Origin of the sequence: Dissulfurimicrobium hydrothermale, from assembly GCF_022026155.1 — a bacterium.
GTDB classification, from domain to species: Bacteria; Desulfobacterota; Dissulfuribacteria; order Dissulfuribacterales; family Sh68; genus Dissulfurimicrobium; species Dissulfurimicrobium hydrothermale.
On record NZ_CP085041.1, the window covers coordinates 1,421,265 to 1,436,616 of the forward strand.

Genomic DNA, 15,352 nt, shown 5'->3' on the forward strand with positions numbered 1-15,352 from the left:
GTTATCTATCTGTCGGATGGCACAAAACCTATCGGTTTATAACCAGGGTTCAATTTATATATACCTGGCAGATACCTGTATTGTTCGTTATAGTCAAGACCATATCCAACCAAAAAGCCATGTCTGATTTCGAAACCTACATAATCGGCTTCTATCTCTACCTTGCGTCTTTCCTTTTTGTCGATCAGGCAGCAGATACGCACAGAAGCGGGTTCATGTAGCTTTAGCACCTCTTTGAGGTACTTGATGGTATAGCCGGTATCTATGATATCTTCTACGACAAGCACGTCAAGACCTGTGATATCCAACTCTATATCCTTGCTGAAGGATATGCCGCCGGATGATTCAGTCCCTGCATAGCTTGAAAGCCTTACGAAATCCAATTTGATTGGCAATTTTATGGCGCGGACCAAGTCGGCCATAAAAATAAAAGCGCCTTTTAATATACCGATCAATATCAATGGGTTATTCTGATAATCTTTTGTAATCTTTTCACCGAGCTCAAAGACCCGCTTTGCTATTGTTGAAGGTGAAAGCACTTCTTTTAATTCATCTTCCGTCTTCAAAGTTTCCTCCTATTCCGATTGACAATATATTTAAAAAGATTAATTTATATAATTGTAATAAAATTTTACAATCTTATCAAAATCATACAGGAAAAGGAGAGATTATGCCGATTTTTGATTTCTTTTGCAACAACTGCAAAAAGACATTTGAACGTTTTGTCTCTTCCTTTAAAGATGCAAACGATGTCCACTGCCCTTATTGCGGCGCAAGAGAAACGAAAAAGATGCCGTCGGGTTTCAACTACAGCTCGACCAGCCTGTCCAGCGGAAAAAGCGGCTTAAGTTCATCTTGCAGCGGAGGCGCCGGACATTTCGGCAGGCGTTTTGGTTGAGCTTAACAAAAGAGCTCAGGCCGTGTGCCTGCATGACGCATGACACAAGAGGTCGGGCATGTTCATCGCCTGGCCTCTTTATTTATTACTGCCTTATCAGACCTGCCCTATATTGTGCATATGCATCTCTTGTAAAAAGATATGGATCAATGGCCTCTCTTTTGATCTTTTCATATTCTCCCATATGAAGAGATATGTAATTAACCCTGACAACCCCTTCCGTCCCCCAATATTCAGCCGTAGTGAGGAGATATGTCATCGGATCGGGCAAAAAATCCACCACAATCCCGATCCCATCCCTTAGGCTTGACGGCCCAAAAAACGGCAGCACCAGATAAAAACCTGGACCTGCACCATAGCGTCCGAGCGTTTGGCCGAAATCTTCCTGTTTTTTTGGGATGTCCCAAAAATTTCTTGCCGGATCAAACAAACCCCCTACTCCATAGATACTGTTTATGCAGAAGCGGGTAAACTCATTGGAGGCATCGCTTATCCTTCCCTGGAGGAGACAGTTGCTAAGCCTTATAGGCGTAGCAAGATTTGAAAAGAAGTTAGAGACCGATATCCTGGCCGTCTCAGGTATTACAAAAGAATATCCCTTTGCTATAGGTTTAAAAAAATAAAAATAAAGTTTATCATTTAGCTGAAACATGATGCGATTGAATGGCTCTATAGGGTCTGGCATCGATGCGATGGCCTTCTCATATTCTTCATCTTGGTTGTTCGATTCAGAATCGAATGGTTTGGCGATGGAAGTTGCACCTTGTGCGTCATTTGCGGATACATCGTTTACAACGAACAGAGCCTGGTTTATGCACAGCAAAGATACGACTATTGGCAAAACGGCAGCGTGCGACAGTTTCATAGTCCCTCCGGTAAATTAAAAAACCGATGCCATGCGATTGTTGGCACCAATCAATCTTAAAGATACTTCATTTAATAATACCCTTAGCAATTTCGCCGCAATATCAGGGAATTTCTCAAGGAGTTCCTCAAAGGAATCCCATTTCATAACGGCAAGACATGTCTCTTCAAGGGCCGTTGCAGTGGCTGATCGTGGAAGTTCGCCTTTATTTAGTATGGCCCTTTCTCCGATAAATGAACCACTTCCCAAGATAGACAATACAAAATATTTGTCATGGAACTCAGTCTGCTTTTTAATTTCAAGCTTTCCAGAGACAATAAAGGCCATCCAATCAGCCCTGTCTCCTTCTTTAAAAAGAATCTCGCCAGCCAGCGATTTTTTTAGTGCAAAAAAAGAGGAAAGGTTGTCAATGGCTATACCTTTCAGGCAGCTGAGCCCAGCAAGAGATATTTTTATATCTAAGCATGGATCTCTTTTATCCATTTAATATCATATGCCTTTATTGTGATTATTTCTTGATGCATTTAATTCATCTATTTTTTTATTCATTTCTTGAATCAAATCAGCAAAACCTTTTTGTCTTATAATTTGATTATATGTTCCTCTATATGTACTTACAAGACTTACATTTTCAATTATAACATCATATATATACCAGCTTTTACCATTAAAAAACATATAATAAATAAGTGGTATATCATTTGTTTTTGTTCGGACAAGTGTATTTACTCTTGCAGTATCACCTTGTAGAATTTCATTCTGGAAAATAACTTTTTCATCTGAGTAGCTTTCAATTTTTCCTATATAAGACGCCTCAAGGAGTTTTGAAAACAAATCTGCAAAGGTCTCCCGCTGTTCAGGCGTAAGTCCTCTCCAATTAGTGCCTAAGACTCTTTTAGACATTTCATTAAAATCAAAGCGTTCAAAAACTAATGCTCTGATTTTTTGTGTTTTCTCATCTTTGTTTAAATTTTTATTTTTAAGTAGATCGATTATTGAATTAACAGTAGTACTTATTAAGGCCATAGGATCTTGTTTATTATTTGCTATAGCTGGTCTGAAAGAAGAAGCGATAAAGATTGCTATTAACAGTAAAGTAGCTATAAATTTTAATTGTGAAATAGTTTTCATATCTATTCTTCCTTCCTATTGTTTTTCAAATATATATTTACTAATAAGTCCTTCTATATCTATAGCAGCTTCAGTATCTGTTATCTTACTTCCATCTTTTAGATATTTTTCTGATGCTCCTGGCTTGAGACTTATGTATTTGTCACCTATTATGCCAGAAGTTTTTATACTTGCAATTGTGTCGCTTGGTATCTTGACGCCATTTTTAATAGCAAGGATTACTTTTGCTTCATATGTATTTTGATCAAGTGTTATTTTTTTTACTTTACCAACCTTGACTCCTCCTATATCCACGTCGGCTCCTTCTTTGAGGCCTGAAATAGAGGTAAAGTAGGCGGTTACATTATAGGAGTTTTCGCCCAGAAGCGGGACATCTCCAAGTTTTATTGCAAGATATGCAAAACAGATAAAACCTCCGATCAAAAACAAACCGACTATTGTATCAATTTTGATCCGATTCATAAAAGGAATCCCCTGAAGAATAAATATTGCCCATCGTCTCCTCTACAAAACCCTTTATATAACTGTTCCGAGACAGCTGAAAGCCCTCAGGCGGCAAGCATCCCTGTATCTTTCCCTCTGCAATCAAGGCGATATAGTCTGCCAGCTTGAATATCTTGGGTGCATCATGGCTTACAATGATGGCGGTGAAGCCAAGCCTTGCCTGCGTGCTCTGTATGAGTCGGTATATCTCTTTGCTCCTTTTGACATCAAGACCGGTTGTAGGTTCATCAAGAAACATAATTTTTGGATCGAGAATCAGGGCGCGCGCCAGTCCTACTCTCTTTTTCATCCCGCCGCTTAACTGGGCCGGGAATTTCATGTCCATCCCCTCGAGATCCATAAGTGCCAATTTTTCATGCACTTTGTCTTTGATATGTCTTTCAGAGAGCTTGGTCCGTTCGCGAAGCGGCAATGCGACGTTGTCATAAACGGTCATGGAGTCGAAGAGCGCGGCACCTTGAAATAGTACACCAAAATTTGCGCGCGTCTCCTTTAGCTCTTTTTGTTTCATTTTGCCAATATCTTTCCCATATATGAGAACTTCACCGACATCGGCGCGCAAAAGCCCTAGCATATGTTTAATTATCACGGACTTGCCTTGGCCACTTGCACCGACGATAACGGTTGTCTTTCCTTCAACTATCGAAAGATTTACTCCATTCAGTACCGTCTGATTGCCGAATGTCTTTCTGACATCCCTAAGTTCTATTACAATCCGTCTTGATTCTTTCGCCATATCGTTTAAAGCAGAATAGCCGTAATTAGATAGTCAAAGACAAGGATGGCTACGGATGAAAGTACTACGGCTTGTGTGGTGGCTCGGCTTACGCCTTCTGCGCCAAAGCCCAGGCGATCAAGATGGAGATAAAAACCCTTTGCGGCGCATATCCAGATGATGATTACGGCAAAGGCCAAGGACTTTATAATGCCCATATGTACATCCTGCCATACAACGCTTTTGTATAAACCATAAAAATAAGCACCCTCGTTTACCCCCAAGAGATCCACCCCTACCGCAAAACCACCTATTATGCCTATGCAATCAAAAAGACTTGTAAGAAGGGGTATACAGATAATTGCAGCAACAAGCTTAGGGGCAATGATGAATTTATACGGATCGATCGCCATGCATTCAAGGGCGTCGATCTGTTCGGAATTACGCATGATTCCGATCTCGGCGCAAATCGCCGAACCAGCCCTGCCTGTAACCATCAGGGCCGTCAATACAGGACCAAGCTCCCTGACCAAGCTCAATCCGACGGCTGATCCGAGGGCGCCTTCTGAACCAAACTGACGCAGGCTATAATAACCTTGAAGTCCAAGCACCATGCCTGTGAACGCCCCTGTGAACAGTATGACGAATACTGAGCTTGCTCCGATAAAATATATTTGTTGTATTATGGGGCGTATTTTATATGGAGGCACAATTACGCTTATAAGGCAGTAAAAGAGAAAAATTCCCATCCTGCCTGCATAATCAAGAAAGCCTATAATCGAGCTACCCAGCTTTGAAAAAATCGTCATACAATAGGCCGTTGAATAAATAATTTTTTTAATTTTTATCACCTTAAGCGCATTGTTTCAACCTCAAAAAAAGTTATTATAGTCTTATTATCTATTGAATGCCAGTTTCTTCTGGATATTATAAAAATATTTATACATAGAGTTAATATAACGATATAATTTTTAATATGGCCTTGGCAGAAGCCGCCGACATAAAAAATAAATAAAGATATAGGTACTGGATTCAGCATCAAGAAAAGTGAGTATTATTAACTTATGTAATTTTCTTGTAATAAATTTGTAATTTTTCAGAATTATAATTAATTTAATTTAAATTCGTAGAGGAGGTATTTTCTAAATGAAAAAGTTTTTAACACTAGCCGTTGCATTGTCAGTGATGGGCCTATCTTTTGCTGCCCTTGCAGAAGATATGCAGACGCAAGATCAGCAGCCTGCCGCGCAAGAGCAAGTTGAAAAAGCGCCTGCAAAAAAGGAGGTTGTAAAGAAGGCAAGGAAAGTAAAGAAGGCAAAGAAGGCAAAGAAGGCAAAAGCTAAGGCGGCAAAGAAGGCAAAAGCGACAGAAGAAAGCCCGGCCGCGCAGCCTGAGACACAGCCTGAGACAAAGTAATTAATAGCATCTAATTTATTTTACATCAAAAAGGGCCTTCCAAGGCCCTTTTTGATGTAAAAATCAATTAATTTTTCTTGGTTTGGCCTTTTCTTTATATTTGGCTAGATCTTTGATTTTATCGGTTAGATAATTTAATTTTGGTGGAATGATATTCTCTGCGAATTGATATTCATTGATAATGGATTTTAGATAAATTTTTATTTCAAGTGGGTCTTTTATGACCTTAAGACCATTAAGTTTTGCTTTCAACCATTGCCAATCTACTTCGGCGCCTTTTGCCAACAAAAGTTTGGGATGAGCAGTGGGAGTAAGCCTTTCTTCTCTATAAAAGAGCTCTTCATATAATTTTTCACCCGGTCTGAGACCTGTAAAGACAATTGGTATGTCGGTATAAGGGGTAAAGCCTGCTAGGCGGATGATTTGTTCAGCCATGTCCAGGATCTTGACAGGTTCTCCCATATCGAGCACAAAAATTTCGCCGCCGCAACCCAGTGCTGATGCCTGCAATACAAGTTGACATGCCTCAGAAGTGGTCATGAAATAACGCCTTATCTCCGGATGGGTGACGGTAAGGGGCCCTCCATTTGCCATCTGCCTTTTAAAGAGCGGGACTACCGAACCGGAGGATTCAAGTACATTTCCAAATCTAGTTATTATAAAGGCCGTATTGGAATCATAGGTCATGTTTTGACAGTAAAGTTCAGCAATGCGCTTGGTTGCACCCATAACACTCGTCGGATTTACTGCCTTATCAGTGGAGATTAAAATAAATTTCTCTACGCCTGACTCAGATGAGACATCGGCTATATTCTTTGTACCGAATATATTTGTCTTGATGCCAGCCAATGGATTTTTTTCGACCATCGGGACATGCTTGTACGCTGCCGTATGAAACACCAGGGACGGCCTTTCTTCTTTAAAGATCTTTAATAGACTGTCTCTGTCTCTTATGTCGGCCAAAATCGCCTTTATTTCCCTGTTTGGATATTGCTCTTTGAGTGTCATCTCTATCTGATAGAGCCCGAATTCGCTGATTTCGAGAAGGATTATTTTTTTGGGGTCAAGAGATGCTATTTGACAACATAGTTCACTCCCTATAGATCCACCAGCGCCGCTTACCAATATGGTTTTATCTTCTATTTGGCTTCTTATGCCATCCCAGTCCAGACTGACTGGTGCTCTACCTAGGAGATTTTCAGTAGTGATATCATGTAATGTACTAATATCAGCTTTACTTGTTAAAAGTTTTTGTATGGATGGTAGGGTGCGGCATGGAATGTTGGCTTCATGGCATAGTTTTGTAATGCGTCTTACTGTCTTGGGGGCGGCAGATGGTATGGCGAGCAGCGCCATTTCTATATCCAACCTACGGACTATTTGGGCCAGATCTCTGGTGCGCCCGACGACCCGGACCCCGAGTATTTCTTTCCCAGCCTTCAGGCGGTCGTCATCCAAAAAACCTACAGGAAGATAAATCTTTTGATCTTTCCGAAGCAGTTCTCTTGCCAGCGCCTCCCCTGCCCTGCCAGCTCCAATGATCAATGTCCTGAGACCCGTCTTGCCATAGATTGTGCCTTCTATATAAAGTCGATATAAAGTCCTTCCTCCTGCCAAGAGGATGGTAAGTATTAATGGGTCCAGTACAAATACGGCTTTTTGTTGGATGTTTTGAAATTCAAATATTGCGGTGATGAAACATGCAAAGAATACGGATTTTAATATACGTATAAGATCGGGGAGTGAAATGAACCTTGCCACTATCCGATCTAAGCGAAAATACATGATCGATATAACCTGAATGATAAATGCGGCAGGCAAAGACTTAAATATGACCACATAAGATGGGTTGAAATTCGAGATGATCACGAAAGACAACAGCCATGATATGGCGACGGAGGACATGTCATAAAAAAATATAATGGTGCGGACCCATACCCAACGGTGATTGAGCAGATACAGATTGAGGCGTTTAAGGAGATATCTCATGAATGAATAAGACCTCTTTTTATTGACCAGGACATTTTTTAGTTATAAATTTTTTCCAAGATATATCAATTATTAAAATAAAGGCCAGATAACTGCAGGCTACAAATAAAATTACGGCCCATTTTGCCGCACCGTTAGGCAAAAAGCAACCCGCCGCCCCGGAAGAGATCATAAAGCAATATTCTATAAGGGCGGTATTCTTGTGGCCGTATCCCATTTTAATAAGGCGTTGATAATAGTGCTCACAATGGGCGCGCCAGATCTTTTCCCTCCTTGTCAATCTTTTTAACAAAGTCAGCGTTGAATCTATTATGAATGGTGAAAATATGAGCATGGGGGACCACAGCGACCACAATCCCTTTTGCCATCCGATCAGTCCGATGGCCCCGGACAAGAACCCCAGAAATGTGGAGCCTGCATCACCCATAAATATGCGTGCAGGGTGAAAGTTATATATTAAAAATGCCGATGCGGCCGCTGAAATCGCGAGGTTGGCAAGGGAGAAGGTGATATCTCCTGCTAAGAGACTCGCTAGGCCATAGAATCCAAAACCCAATGCAGCCATACCCCCAGCGAGTCCGTCAGAGCCGTCCATAAAATTAAAGAGATTTGTCATCCAGGCGAGGGCCAAGACCGCGGCAACGATAATTCCTGTTTGCAGTCGGAGAAAGACGCCTACAAGCACATATGCCGCAACTAAGTGAATGGACAAACGATAACCTGCATGAATGTCTTTTACATCATCCAAAAACGAGACGGCTGCAATGGCGCATGACAGTATCAGGAGCGGAAATATCCAGCCTTCATCCAATATAGCAAGGCCTGCTACCGTCCCAGCTATAATTCCAAGTCCGCCAGTCCTGGGTATGGGCCTTTTGTGGAGCGAGCGGGCGTTAGGTGCATCTATGGCCAGCATCGCGGCCCCGCTCCGGAGCATCCATTTTATAAACAAATATGTAGTTAAAAATGACGCAGGGATTGACAGCAACAAGTTGGCCTTCATAAATTTTTTTGAGTTTTATACCAATTCGCTACATCTTTAAATCCTGACCAAATTGAATGGGGCGGCATCCATTTCAAGTGCTTTTGTATCAAAGAGCTGTCGATCATCAAGGGATTTACGATACGTTCAGCATCATCTCTTTTCCCAAGGAGGCAGGCTACGACCTTGATTATGTTTACAGGGCACGGGATCAGCCGAGGTTTTTTGCCGAGCGCTTTAGCGAGGAGCCTAATTATTTCTCCTACTGAGAGGTCAATCCCGTCGCTCACCAAAAATGTGGCGGATTCCTGAATGGGATATCTTATTAAAGACAACAAGATATCAATTAGGTTTGCGACGTTCAAAAGACTGCGCTTGTTATTTATGGATGAAAAGGGCAATGGAATGCCTGCATCAATGAGCCGCAATAGGCGCAACAGGTTTCCTTTCATTTTAGGGCCATAGACCATTGGAGGTCTCAGGATGACGGCCTTCATATTTGAGCCCGCAGCCGTTGCATTCACTACCTGTTCGGCCTGCCATTTGGACATCGCATAGTCATCTGAAGGGGCCGGAATATCTTTTTCGCTGAATGGTCTATCCAGGCTGATCTCTCCGTGCACCTTGGCTGTGCTGAGATATATAAACTGTTTGACCCCGGCGTGCGCAGCCATTTTGCACAGCCTTTCAGTTCCATATGTATTGATTGTATAAAATTCCTTTTTTTGATCCTTGCCGCCTTGTATGACATGCGTCTTGCCAGCAAGGTGTATAACTATATCTATTCCATCCAAGGCGCAAGACCACTCTGTGTCGGGACCTATCTCGCCCACGACCAATAATTCATTTATTCCTTCTATATGCGGCCCGATCCTTCTTACAGCTCCACGCGCAAATATATTCAAGCCGGACAGGCTCTTGCAGAGGTTTTGGCCTATGAAACCATTGGCGCCAGTGATTAAAACATGGATCATTTTAAAGGGATGAGATATTTTTTGATTATTATAATATAAAATTATCGAAATCGACAGCTATGCCTAAATTCATCATACCAAAGACGTCAAGGCAGATTATAGGCCGGATATTGCTGCATCTCGATGAGATAGATTCAACAAATACCTTTCTCCTAAAAAATGAGGCCTTGTTGAGTGAAGATGGATTGACGGTCTATGCCGACAGACAAACTGGTGGCCGCGGCAGGATGGAGCGGAGTTGGTCAGGCGGTGCAGCTGATAAAAGGCATCTTTTTTGCTCTGTTGTCGTACATATCAGAGGATTTTTATGCTATATCCATCCATCTATTACTATCTTAATAGGGCTTGCCACATTTAGAGCCCTAAGCCTTCTCGGGGTTAAAGGACACATGATCAAATGGCCCAACGATATCCTTATCGCAGGCAGGAAACTTTGTGGTATACTTTGTGAAGTGAGATCTGTAGGGGATATGAAGGTCATGGTGGCCGGAATAGGGATAAATCTTGAGGGTGGTCCTGAGCAATTCGGGCCGTCATTGCGTGACAAGGCGACCACACTTGAAGCTAGCGTAGGCATCAAGGTAAAAAGAGATCATATGCTTAATGTCTTGCTTGACGAGATAGACAAGATACTGATTGAGGCCCGGGATGGCCTTGAATCGATATTTCGTGAATGGGAGACATCGTCAGGCATGATCGGCAAGGCCGTTTTGTTTGAGTATCAGGAGGAAGAGATGTCAGGGATTGTGACAGGGCTGGACAGTTCGGGACACCTTATCATAGATACCGACATGGGCTCGATCACCCTTGCTTCTGGTGGGATAAGCCTTAGATGCCCAATTTGATCTCTATTTTCATATGTTTTTATATACTGACAACAATCGCTTGACAAATCAGGGATGGCCAATAATAATGATTGCACTTTTTGCCGAGGTAGCTCAGTCGGTAGAGCAGTGGACTGAAAATCCACGTGTCGGCGGTTCGATTCCGTCCCTCGGCACCAAATGAATATCCATTAACATCCAAAAAATCCTTGTAAAGTTCATAAGCCTGCGTAGAGGCAGGCTTTTTTAGTTGGCGGGAATCAAACCCGGTCATTTACGTATTTGAAAAAAAGTCTTTTCTTTTTAATTTAATGCATCCAAATGGTTTAAAATAATAAGCCGAATTCCCTGGTGTTATGAAACAAGATATCTGGGAAAAGCTCTTTTGTATGCGAGAACCTCCACTCGCCGGCAGCCAAAAATACGAGATGGCCCTCGGCATCCACGGCCAGATTGACCTGATTTTTTCTCTTGAACTCATCAAGTTTTTTCTGTCGCTACGACTCACCCATCTGGCAGCAGTATAATCAACCCCTTCGCAGATCGCATCCACTCCGTATTCCGCCTTGAGCTGCGCCATAGTCACTTCAAACTGCAATAATCCTACTGCGCCCAGGATGTAACTACTGCCAAGGATGGGCTGAAACAGCTGTACCGCGCCCTTCTCACTCAACTGTAGCAATCCCTTGTGAAGTTGTTTGATCTTGACTGGATTTTTGAGCAGTACCTTGCGAAAATGTTCGGGTGCAAAACTTGGGATGCCGGTGAATTTGAGCTTTTCTTTGTTTGTAAAGGTGTCGCCTATCTTGATAGTGCCATGATTATTGATGCCAAGTTTTTTCTGTCCTGGGCCATGAAGACAATAGCATTGGCCAAGTTATTTCCTTGCCGAGTCTGTGATGGATGACTTCATGCCTTTGATGAATTTCCCTGAGCAGATACGGAAAAATGCGATCCTGTCGCGATGCACCTGGTTCATGTTGGCCTGGATCTTAAAGACAAAACCTGAAAAGTTCTCTTCCTCAGGCAAAACCATTCGGCTGACAGTGGCCCTTGGGCCGGATGCAGGTGCAAGCTCAACAAAGGCATCAAGTAACTCCTTGACCCCAAAATTGTTGATTGCGCTGCCGAAAAACACAGGGATCTGGTTTGCCTTTAGATATTCCATATAATTAAAGGCGCTACCGCTCCGTCCAACAGGGCAACGTCCTTACGTAGTTGTTCCGCTTGACTTCCAAGCAAACGATCCAGCATCGGATCTTTAAGGCTGTTTATCACGATGCCTTCCCGAGATCTGGTGTCAAGACCAGGGGTTAATAGATGCAGCTCCCTTCGATATAGGTTATAGACGCCTTTGAAGCCCTTGCCCATATCTATGGCCAAGAAAGCGGCACGCATTCGATCTGGAGTTTATCCTCGATATCGGCTATATATTTAACGGATCGATCCCTTCCCTGTCCAGCTTATTGATAAAGGTCATGACCGGGATATTTCTCATCCGGCAGACCTCCATAAGCTTTTCGGTTTGAGACCCTATGCCTTTGGCATTGTCAATCACTATGAGGGTGCTATCAACAGCAGTCAGCACACGGTATGTGTCTTCAGAAAATCCTGATGCCCCGGGGTGTCTAGGAGGTTGATCTCAAAGCCCCTGTAATTGAACTTCATCACAGAAGTGATGACAGAAAGGTACGACGACTTCGCTCTCTTTTTGGAGCTTGTTCATTTTTCGATCCTTTTTTTCTGCCGGTCCTGGGTGCGGATTGACCAACTGTGATATTTGATTCATAATCAAAATATCCGGACATCTTGTGGTTGTCCATGATCAAACCATAGGGACGTCTGCAGACAATTTTGTAAAAAGGATATAAAATGACAATAATCCAAGACCGAGACAAGATATTGCAACTCATAAAAACAGCAAGAACTATTGCTGTAGTGGGTATATCGCCTGACACCCAAAGGGCGAGTTATCTGGTAACACAGCGGGTCATCGGACAGGGCATCTTCAAGGTCTATCTGGTGAATCCAGTCCATGCCGGGGCAGAAATATTAGGGAGGAAGGTGCTCGCTTTTCTCAAAGATGTCCCTGAACCCATTGATATTGTGGACGTCTTCAGAAGACCTGACGCCACTGCGCCGATATTTGAAGATGCGATCAAGACTGGAGCAAAAATTATTTGGCTCCAGCCAGGCACAGAAAACGACGAGATAATCAGTCGCTATCAAGACAGGATCATGATTGTAAAAGACGCATGTCTTGGCGTCATGACCGGTCAGGCCTTTGCCAGCAGTAAAGAACATGTGGGTTAGGTCTTGAGAAAGGTCGCTATCTATCTAGGCTAGGTCCTAGCTATACCTCAATTTCATAAAACCATCTCCTGGTAAGCGGTAGGTCGTCCCTCCTTCCCAGAGAATAAAGAAACTGAAAGACGTGCATCGGCCCGTAACGAAATGCTGTTTGTGAGCCGGTCAGGTACAGCCGCCACATCCTTACGAATTGTTCGCCCATCATATCTTTTACGGTCTGAACATTTGCCTCAAAACGTCTGAGCCAGTGTCCGAGGGTCATATCGTAGTGTGGGCGCAGGTCCTCCATGTCTATAAAGTCAAAACCATGTGCCTCGGCCGCCTCCAATATCTCTCCGGCAGCCGGTATATAACCGCCTGGGAATATATATGTGGTTATCCATGAATCCATTTCCTTTGGGCTTGTTCTTGAGATAGTGTGGAGCAACATCAGGCCGCCAGGACGTAGGAGGTTCGAGGCCTTTTTGAAAAACAGATGGATATTTTCCTTTCCTACATGTTCGAACATACCAACCGATACGATACGGTCAAAAGGAGACGTCTCCAGTTCCCTGTAATCCTCAAGCCTGATATTCACCTGCCCGGAAAGCCCTTGCTCCTCAACCTTTTTTTTTGCAAGGGCATATTGCTGTTCAGATAAGGTGATGCCAACTACCGAACAACCGTATATCTTCGCCGCATAGATCGCAAGACTTCCCCAGCCGCAGCCGATATCAAGAAGACGTTGGCCAGTGCTGAGTCTCAACTTGTGCAGGGTATAGGCGATCTTTCTGCGCTGAGCCTCTTCAAGGGTATCGCCTGGGGAAGAGAAAATAGCGCATGAATAGTTGAGTCCGTCGTCAAGCCATAATTTGTAGAAGTCATTTCCCTTGTCATAATGGGCCTGAACGTCTATTTTTGATTGCCTGATGCCGCCTCTTGCCTTGTTTTTGATGCCTGCCCAACAGATACGCGCCTTTTGGCTGAAGGATAATTTAGATTGAATGCCGGTCCTGTATACCAGGCTCAACAGCGCGCCCAGATCCCCTTCTATATCTATATCGCCATTGACATATGCATTACCAAATGCCAGAGATGGATCACCCGTAAAAATGGAATCAATGATATCGGGCTGTTTGATATGTAGGACAAACTGATGTGATCCCTCGCCAAACGAGAGTTCGGTTCCATCCCAAAGACGAACCTTACACGCAAAAGGTGGACTTTCCTTCAATATACAATCTAAAAATCCGACAGCACGTCTTGTGTCCATTTTGATGCCTCCATCGTTAATTTTCTTCTATAATATCATTCAATCTCCTCTGAAATTCCTCATTGGCAGCCGCCCTTTTAAGGAGATCAGGATCCAGTCCTACAGCTTCATCTTTTTTAGGTTTAAATTCGTCGCTTACGAGGTCAGAGACATCGATATCCACAAGTCTGGTCTGTCCTTTTATCTGGTTAGCACCGCCATTTTCAATTATGGCACGCTTGGCGCTGTAGGTCAACTCAAACCAATTTATAGATTCATCAGCCGAGACCCCCTCCCAAAGCAACCCCTTCAGACCTCTGAGATCGGTCCCGCATCTTTTGCAGACCTCATGATGATCAAAACTAATTGTCCCACAGCCTGGACATCTCATTTTATTTGCCTCCTTATTACGATAATTTGGCGTCGACCATTTACAATTCATTTAAAATATATCATATAGCCATTAGATTTTTCAAAAAAAATAGGGTAAGAAAATATTATGGCATCCTTTTGCAGTCAAAAATCATCTCTTATTATTATGTTGGGTCTTTTAACTGTATTTCTTTCATCCTGCACTGGCCCCCCGAAGACCCATTTGGTATCAGATGCATCTATCTTGAAGGTGGGTCAGAGCCAGACAGATGTGCTCAAACTGTTCGGACCGCCCTATGCCAGCCAGACTAACGCCAAGGGCCAGGAAGAGTGGTATTATTATGAAGTCAACAAACATTTTTGGCAGCGCATACCTCTGCTTGGGAAATATCTGGGGGGAGAAAAGATTGAGGCCCTGCAGATCATTTTCGAGTCGAGGAAGGTCATAAAAGTGCGGTATTATGTCGTCCCCGGCAGCTGATAGATCCGGCAGCGACCGATTCAAAATAGCTAGAGAGAGGATGGTTGGGCTGCAACTTGCGTCCAACGGGATAACGGACGAAAGGGTGCTGGCGGCTATGCGCAAGGTGCCAAGACATCTTTTTGTCGATGAGGCCTTGTGGGACCAGGCATATGGCGATTTTCCTTTGCCTATAGGCTATGCCCAGACTATTTCTCAGCCCTATATCGTGGCCTTGATGACGCAGGAACTCGGGCTGAAGGGTATTGAGAAGGTGCTTGAGGTAGGCACTGGTTCAGGTTATCAAGCCGCCATACTTGGTGAGCTTGCAAGGTCGGTCTTCAGTGTTGAGAGGGTGCCAGCCCTGCTCATAAGGGCAAGAAAGACCCTGGATAGTCTAGGTTATTCCAATGTTTATCTGAAACTTGATGACGGGACATGGGGATGGCGAGACGAGGCACCGTTTGACGCCATAATTGTTACCGCAGGATCCCCGATGGTACCCAAACCGCTTGTTGACCAGCTTGGAGATCCTGGCGTATTGATCATCCCTGTCGGTGATGAATATTCCCAAGTATTGGTGAAGATAACAAAAAGCGACGGTAGGTTGGAACAGAAGAACATAACAGGGGTGCGTTTTGTAAGGTTGATCGGTGAGCATGGATGGAAGGAGTAGGTTTA

General features: G+C 43.4%; 18 protein-coding genes, 1 tRNA gene and 1 pseudogene. 7 read left to right on the top strand and 13 right to left on the bottom strand.

Translation table 11 applies throughout. The annotated features are described in order from the left end of the window. Positions 1-5 precede the first annotated feature (5 nt). Positions 6-566 carry a hypoxanthine phosphoribosyltransferase gene (gene hpt / locus LGS26_RS06810; protein WP_237888142.1) on the bottom strand — a complete coding sequence of 187 codons (561 nt, stop codon included), beginning with the start codon at positions 564-566 and terminating at the stop codon, positions 6-8. 104 nt (positions 567-670) lie between these two features. Here hpt and LGS26_RS06815 point away from each other — a divergent pair, with 104 nt between their 5' ends. Continuing rightward, positions 671-898, top strand: a complete 228-nt coding sequence (locus LGS26_RS06815; RefSeq protein ID WP_237888143.1) for an FmdB family zinc ribbon protein — start codon at positions 671-673, stop codon at positions 896-898. 85 nt (positions 899-983) lie between these two features. Here the strand turns inward: LGS26_RS06815 and LGS26_RS06820 are convergent, their stop codons facing one another. The 6 genes from LGS26_RS06820 to LGS26_RS06845 are packed head-to-tail and all read right to left on the bottom strand — an operon-like array spanning position 984 to position 4,922. Next, entirely contained in the window at positions 984-1,763 is a 780-nt protein-coding gene (locus tag LGS26_RS06820) for an MlaA family lipoprotein (protein WP_237888144.1), read from the bottom strand. Positions 1,764-1,778: 15 nt separating this feature from the next. Continuing rightward, positions 1,779-2,246: a Crp/Fnr family transcriptional regulator gene (locus LGS26_RS06825; RefSeq protein WP_237888145.1), complete on the bottom strand. Its 468-nt coding sequence runs from the start codon at positions 2,244-2,246 to the stop codon at positions 1,779-1,781. A gap of 6 nt (positions 2,247-2,252) precedes the next feature. Then, the gene (locus tag LGS26_RS06830; RefSeq protein ID WP_237888146.1) at positions 2,253-2,894 is read right to left on the bottom strand and encodes an MlaC/ttg2D family ABC transporter substrate-binding protein; all 642 of its coding nucleotides are present in this window, start codon (positions 2,892-2,894) and stop codon (positions 2,253-2,255) included. Between the two features lie 15 nt (positions 2,895-2,909). Next, positions 2,910-3,356 carry an outer membrane lipid asymmetry maintenance protein MlaD gene (gene mlaD / locus LGS26_RS06835; RefSeq protein WP_237888147.1) on the bottom strand — a complete coding sequence of 149 codons (447 nt, stop codon included), beginning with the start codon at positions 3,354-3,356 and terminating at the stop codon, positions 2,910-2,912. Continuing rightward, a complete protein-coding gene (locus tag LGS26_RS06840; protein ID WP_237888148.1) occupies positions 3,337-4,134 on the bottom strand; it encodes an ABC transporter ATP-binding protein in 798 nt (265 codons plus the stop codon). The genes mlaD and LGS26_RS06840 overlap by 20 nt, the downstream gene beginning before the upstream one ends. Positions 4,135-4,139: 5 nt before the next feature. Continuing rightward, positions 4,140-4,922: an MlaE family ABC transporter permease gene (locus LGS26_RS06845; RefSeq protein WP_237888149.1), complete on the bottom strand. Its 783-nt coding sequence runs from the start codon at positions 4,920-4,922 to the stop codon at positions 4,140-4,142. Positions 4,923-5,259: 337 nt separating this feature from the next. On the opposite strand from LGS26_RS06845, the gene LGS26_RS06850 reads away from it, so the two are divergent. Next, complete coding sequence (locus tag LGS26_RS06850; protein ID WP_237888150.1) at positions 5,260-5,529, top strand: hypothetical protein; 270 nt, start codon at positions 5,260-5,262, stop codon at positions 5,527-5,529. Between the two features lie 63 nt (positions 5,530-5,592). Here the strand turns inward: LGS26_RS06850 and LGS26_RS06855 are convergent, their stop codons facing one another. From LGS26_RS06855 to LGS26_RS06865, 3 genes are all read right to left on the bottom strand, one after another. Further along, complete coding sequence (locus LGS26_RS06855) at positions 5,593-7,518, bottom strand: polysaccharide biosynthesis protein (RefSeq protein WP_237888151.1); 1,926 nt, start codon at positions 7,516-7,518, stop codon at positions 5,593-5,595. A 19-nt stretch (positions 7,519-7,537) separates the two neighbouring features. Next, positions 7,538-8,434: an MraY family glycosyltransferase gene (locus LGS26_RS06860; RefSeq protein ID WP_237888152.1), complete on the bottom strand. Its 897-nt coding sequence runs from the start codon at positions 8,432-8,434 to the stop codon at positions 7,538-7,540. Between the two features lie 83 nt (positions 8,435-8,517). Then, positions 8,518-9,474: an NAD-dependent epimerase/dehydratase family protein gene (locus LGS26_RS06865; protein WP_237888153.1), complete on the bottom strand. Its 957-nt coding sequence runs from the start codon at positions 9,472-9,474 to the stop codon at positions 8,518-8,520. Between the two features lie 59 nt (positions 9,475-9,533). Between LGS26_RS06865 and LGS26_RS06870 the strand changes: the two genes are divergently transcribed. Together LGS26_RS06870 and LGS26_RS06875 are read left to right on the top strand one after the other, a co-directional pair. Further along, positions 9,534-10,319 carry a biotin--[acetyl-CoA-carboxylase] ligase gene (locus LGS26_RS06870; RefSeq protein ID WP_237888154.1) on the top strand — a complete coding sequence of 262 codons (786 nt, stop codon included), beginning with the start codon at positions 9,534-9,536 and terminating at the stop codon, positions 10,317-10,319. An 82-nt stretch (positions 10,320-10,401) separates the two neighbouring features. After that, positions 10,402-10,477 (top strand) — tRNA-Phe (locus LGS26_RS06875). Between the two features lie 147 nt (positions 10,478-10,624). Here the strand turns inward: LGS26_RS06875 and LGS26_RS06880 are convergent. Continuing rightward, positions 10,625-11,987, bottom strand: a pseudogene (locus tag LGS26_RS06880) (peptide chain release factor 3); the annotation flags it as partial. A 183-nt stretch (positions 11,988-12,170) separates the two neighbouring features. Between LGS26_RS06880 and LGS26_RS06885 the strand changes: the two are divergent. Continuing rightward, the gene (locus LGS26_RS06885; protein ID WP_237888155.1) at positions 12,171-12,611 is read left to right on the top strand and encodes a CoA-binding protein; all 441 of its coding nucleotides are present in this window, start codon (positions 12,171-12,173) and stop codon (positions 12,609-12,611) included. 40 nt (positions 12,612-12,651) lie between these two features. Here the strand turns inward: LGS26_RS06885 and LGS26_RS06890 are convergent, their stop codons facing one another. Next, on the bottom strand, positions 12,652-13,860 hold the full coding sequence (locus LGS26_RS06890) for an SAM-dependent methyltransferase (RefSeq protein WP_237888156.1): 1,209 nt from the start codon (positions 13,858-13,860) through the stop codon (positions 12,652-12,654). A 16-nt stretch (positions 13,861-13,876) separates the two neighbouring features. Beyond that, the gene (locus tag LGS26_RS06895) at positions 13,877-14,230 is read right to left on the bottom strand and encodes a hypothetical protein (protein WP_237888157.1); all 354 of its coding nucleotides are present in this window, start codon (positions 14,228-14,230) and stop codon (positions 13,877-13,879) included. 225 nt (positions 14,231-14,455) lie between these two features. On the opposite strand from LGS26_RS06895, the gene LGS26_RS06900 reads away from it, so the two are divergent. Together LGS26_RS06900 and LGS26_RS06905 are read left to right on the top strand one after the other, a co-directional pair. Further along, positions 14,456-14,692 (top strand): hypothetical protein, encoded by a 237-nt coding sequence (locus tag LGS26_RS06900; protein WP_237888158.1) that lies wholly within the window; start codon positions 14,456-14,458, stop codon positions 14,690-14,692. Then, positions 14,673-15,347, top strand: a complete 675-nt coding sequence (locus LGS26_RS06905; protein ID WP_237888159.1) for a protein-L-isoaspartate(D-aspartate) O-methyltransferase — start codon at positions 14,673-14,675, stop codon at positions 15,345-15,347. The genes LGS26_RS06900 and LGS26_RS06905 overlap by 20 nt, the downstream gene beginning before the upstream one ends. Positions 15,348-15,352: the final 5 nt, after the last annotated feature.

Excerpts from the sequence above, each read along its gene's own strand:
- LGS26_RS06855 (WP_237888151.1), bottom strand. The coding sequence starts at position 7,518 with ATGAGATATCTCCTTAAACGCCTCAATCTGTATCTGCTCAATCACCGT.
- mlaD (WP_237888147.1), bottom strand. The coding sequence starts at position 3,356 with ATGAATCGGATCAAAATTGATACAATAGTCGGTTTGTTTTTGATCGGA.
- LGS26_RS06815 (WP_237888143.1), top strand. The coding sequence starts at position 671 with ATGCCGATTTTTGATTTCTTTTGCAACAACTGCAAAAAGACATTTGAA.
- LGS26_RS06830 (WP_237888146.1), bottom strand. The coding sequence starts at position 2,894 with ATGAAAACTATTTCACAATTAAAATTTATAGCTACTTTACTGTTAATA.
- LGS26_RS06890 (WP_237888156.1), bottom strand. The coding sequence starts at position 13,860 with ATGGACACAAGACGTGCTGTCGGATTTTTAGATTGTATATTGAAGGAA.
- LGS26_RS06860 (WP_237888152.1), bottom strand. The coding sequence starts at position 8,434 with ATGCTGGCCATAGATGCACCTAACGCCCGCTCGCTCCACAAAAGGCCC.
- LGS26_RS06885 (WP_237888155.1), top strand. The coding sequence starts at position 12,171 with ATGACAATAATCCAAGACCGAGACAAGATATTGCAACTCATAAAAACA.
- LGS26_RS06905 (WP_237888159.1), top strand. The coding sequence starts at position 14,673 with ATGTCGTCCCCGGCAGCTGATAGATCCGGCAGCGACCGATTCAAAATA.
- LGS26_RS06825 (WP_237888145.1), bottom strand. The coding sequence starts at position 2,246 with ATGGATAAAAGAGATCCATGCTTAGATATAAAAATATCTCTTGCTGGG.
- LGS26_RS06850 (WP_237888150.1), top strand. The coding sequence starts at position 5,260 with ATGAAAAAGTTTTTAACACTAGCCGTTGCATTGTCAGTGATGGGCCTA.
- LGS26_RS06865 (WP_237888153.1), bottom strand. The coding sequence starts at position 9,474 with ATGATCCATGTTTTAATCACTGGCGCCAATGGTTTCATAGGCCAAAAC.
- LGS26_RS06845 (WP_237888149.1), bottom strand. The coding sequence starts at position 4,922 with ATGACGATTTTTTCAAAGCTGGGTAGCTCGATTATAGGCTTTCTTGAT.
- LGS26_RS06840 (WP_237888148.1), bottom strand. The coding sequence starts at position 4,134 with ATGGCGAAAGAATCAAGACGGATTGTAATAGAACTTAGGGATGTCAGA.
- LGS26_RS06820 (WP_237888144.1), bottom strand. The coding sequence starts at position 1,763 with ATGAAACTGTCGCACGCTGCCGTTTTGCCAATAGTCGTATCTTTGCTG.
- LGS26_RS06870 (WP_237888154.1), top strand. The coding sequence starts at position 9,534 with ATGCCTAAATTCATCATACCAAAGACGTCAAGGCAGATTATAGGCCGG.
- LGS26_RS06895 (WP_237888157.1), bottom strand. The coding sequence starts at position 14,230 with ATGAGATGTCCAGGCTGTGGGACAATTAGTTTTGATCATCATGAGGTC.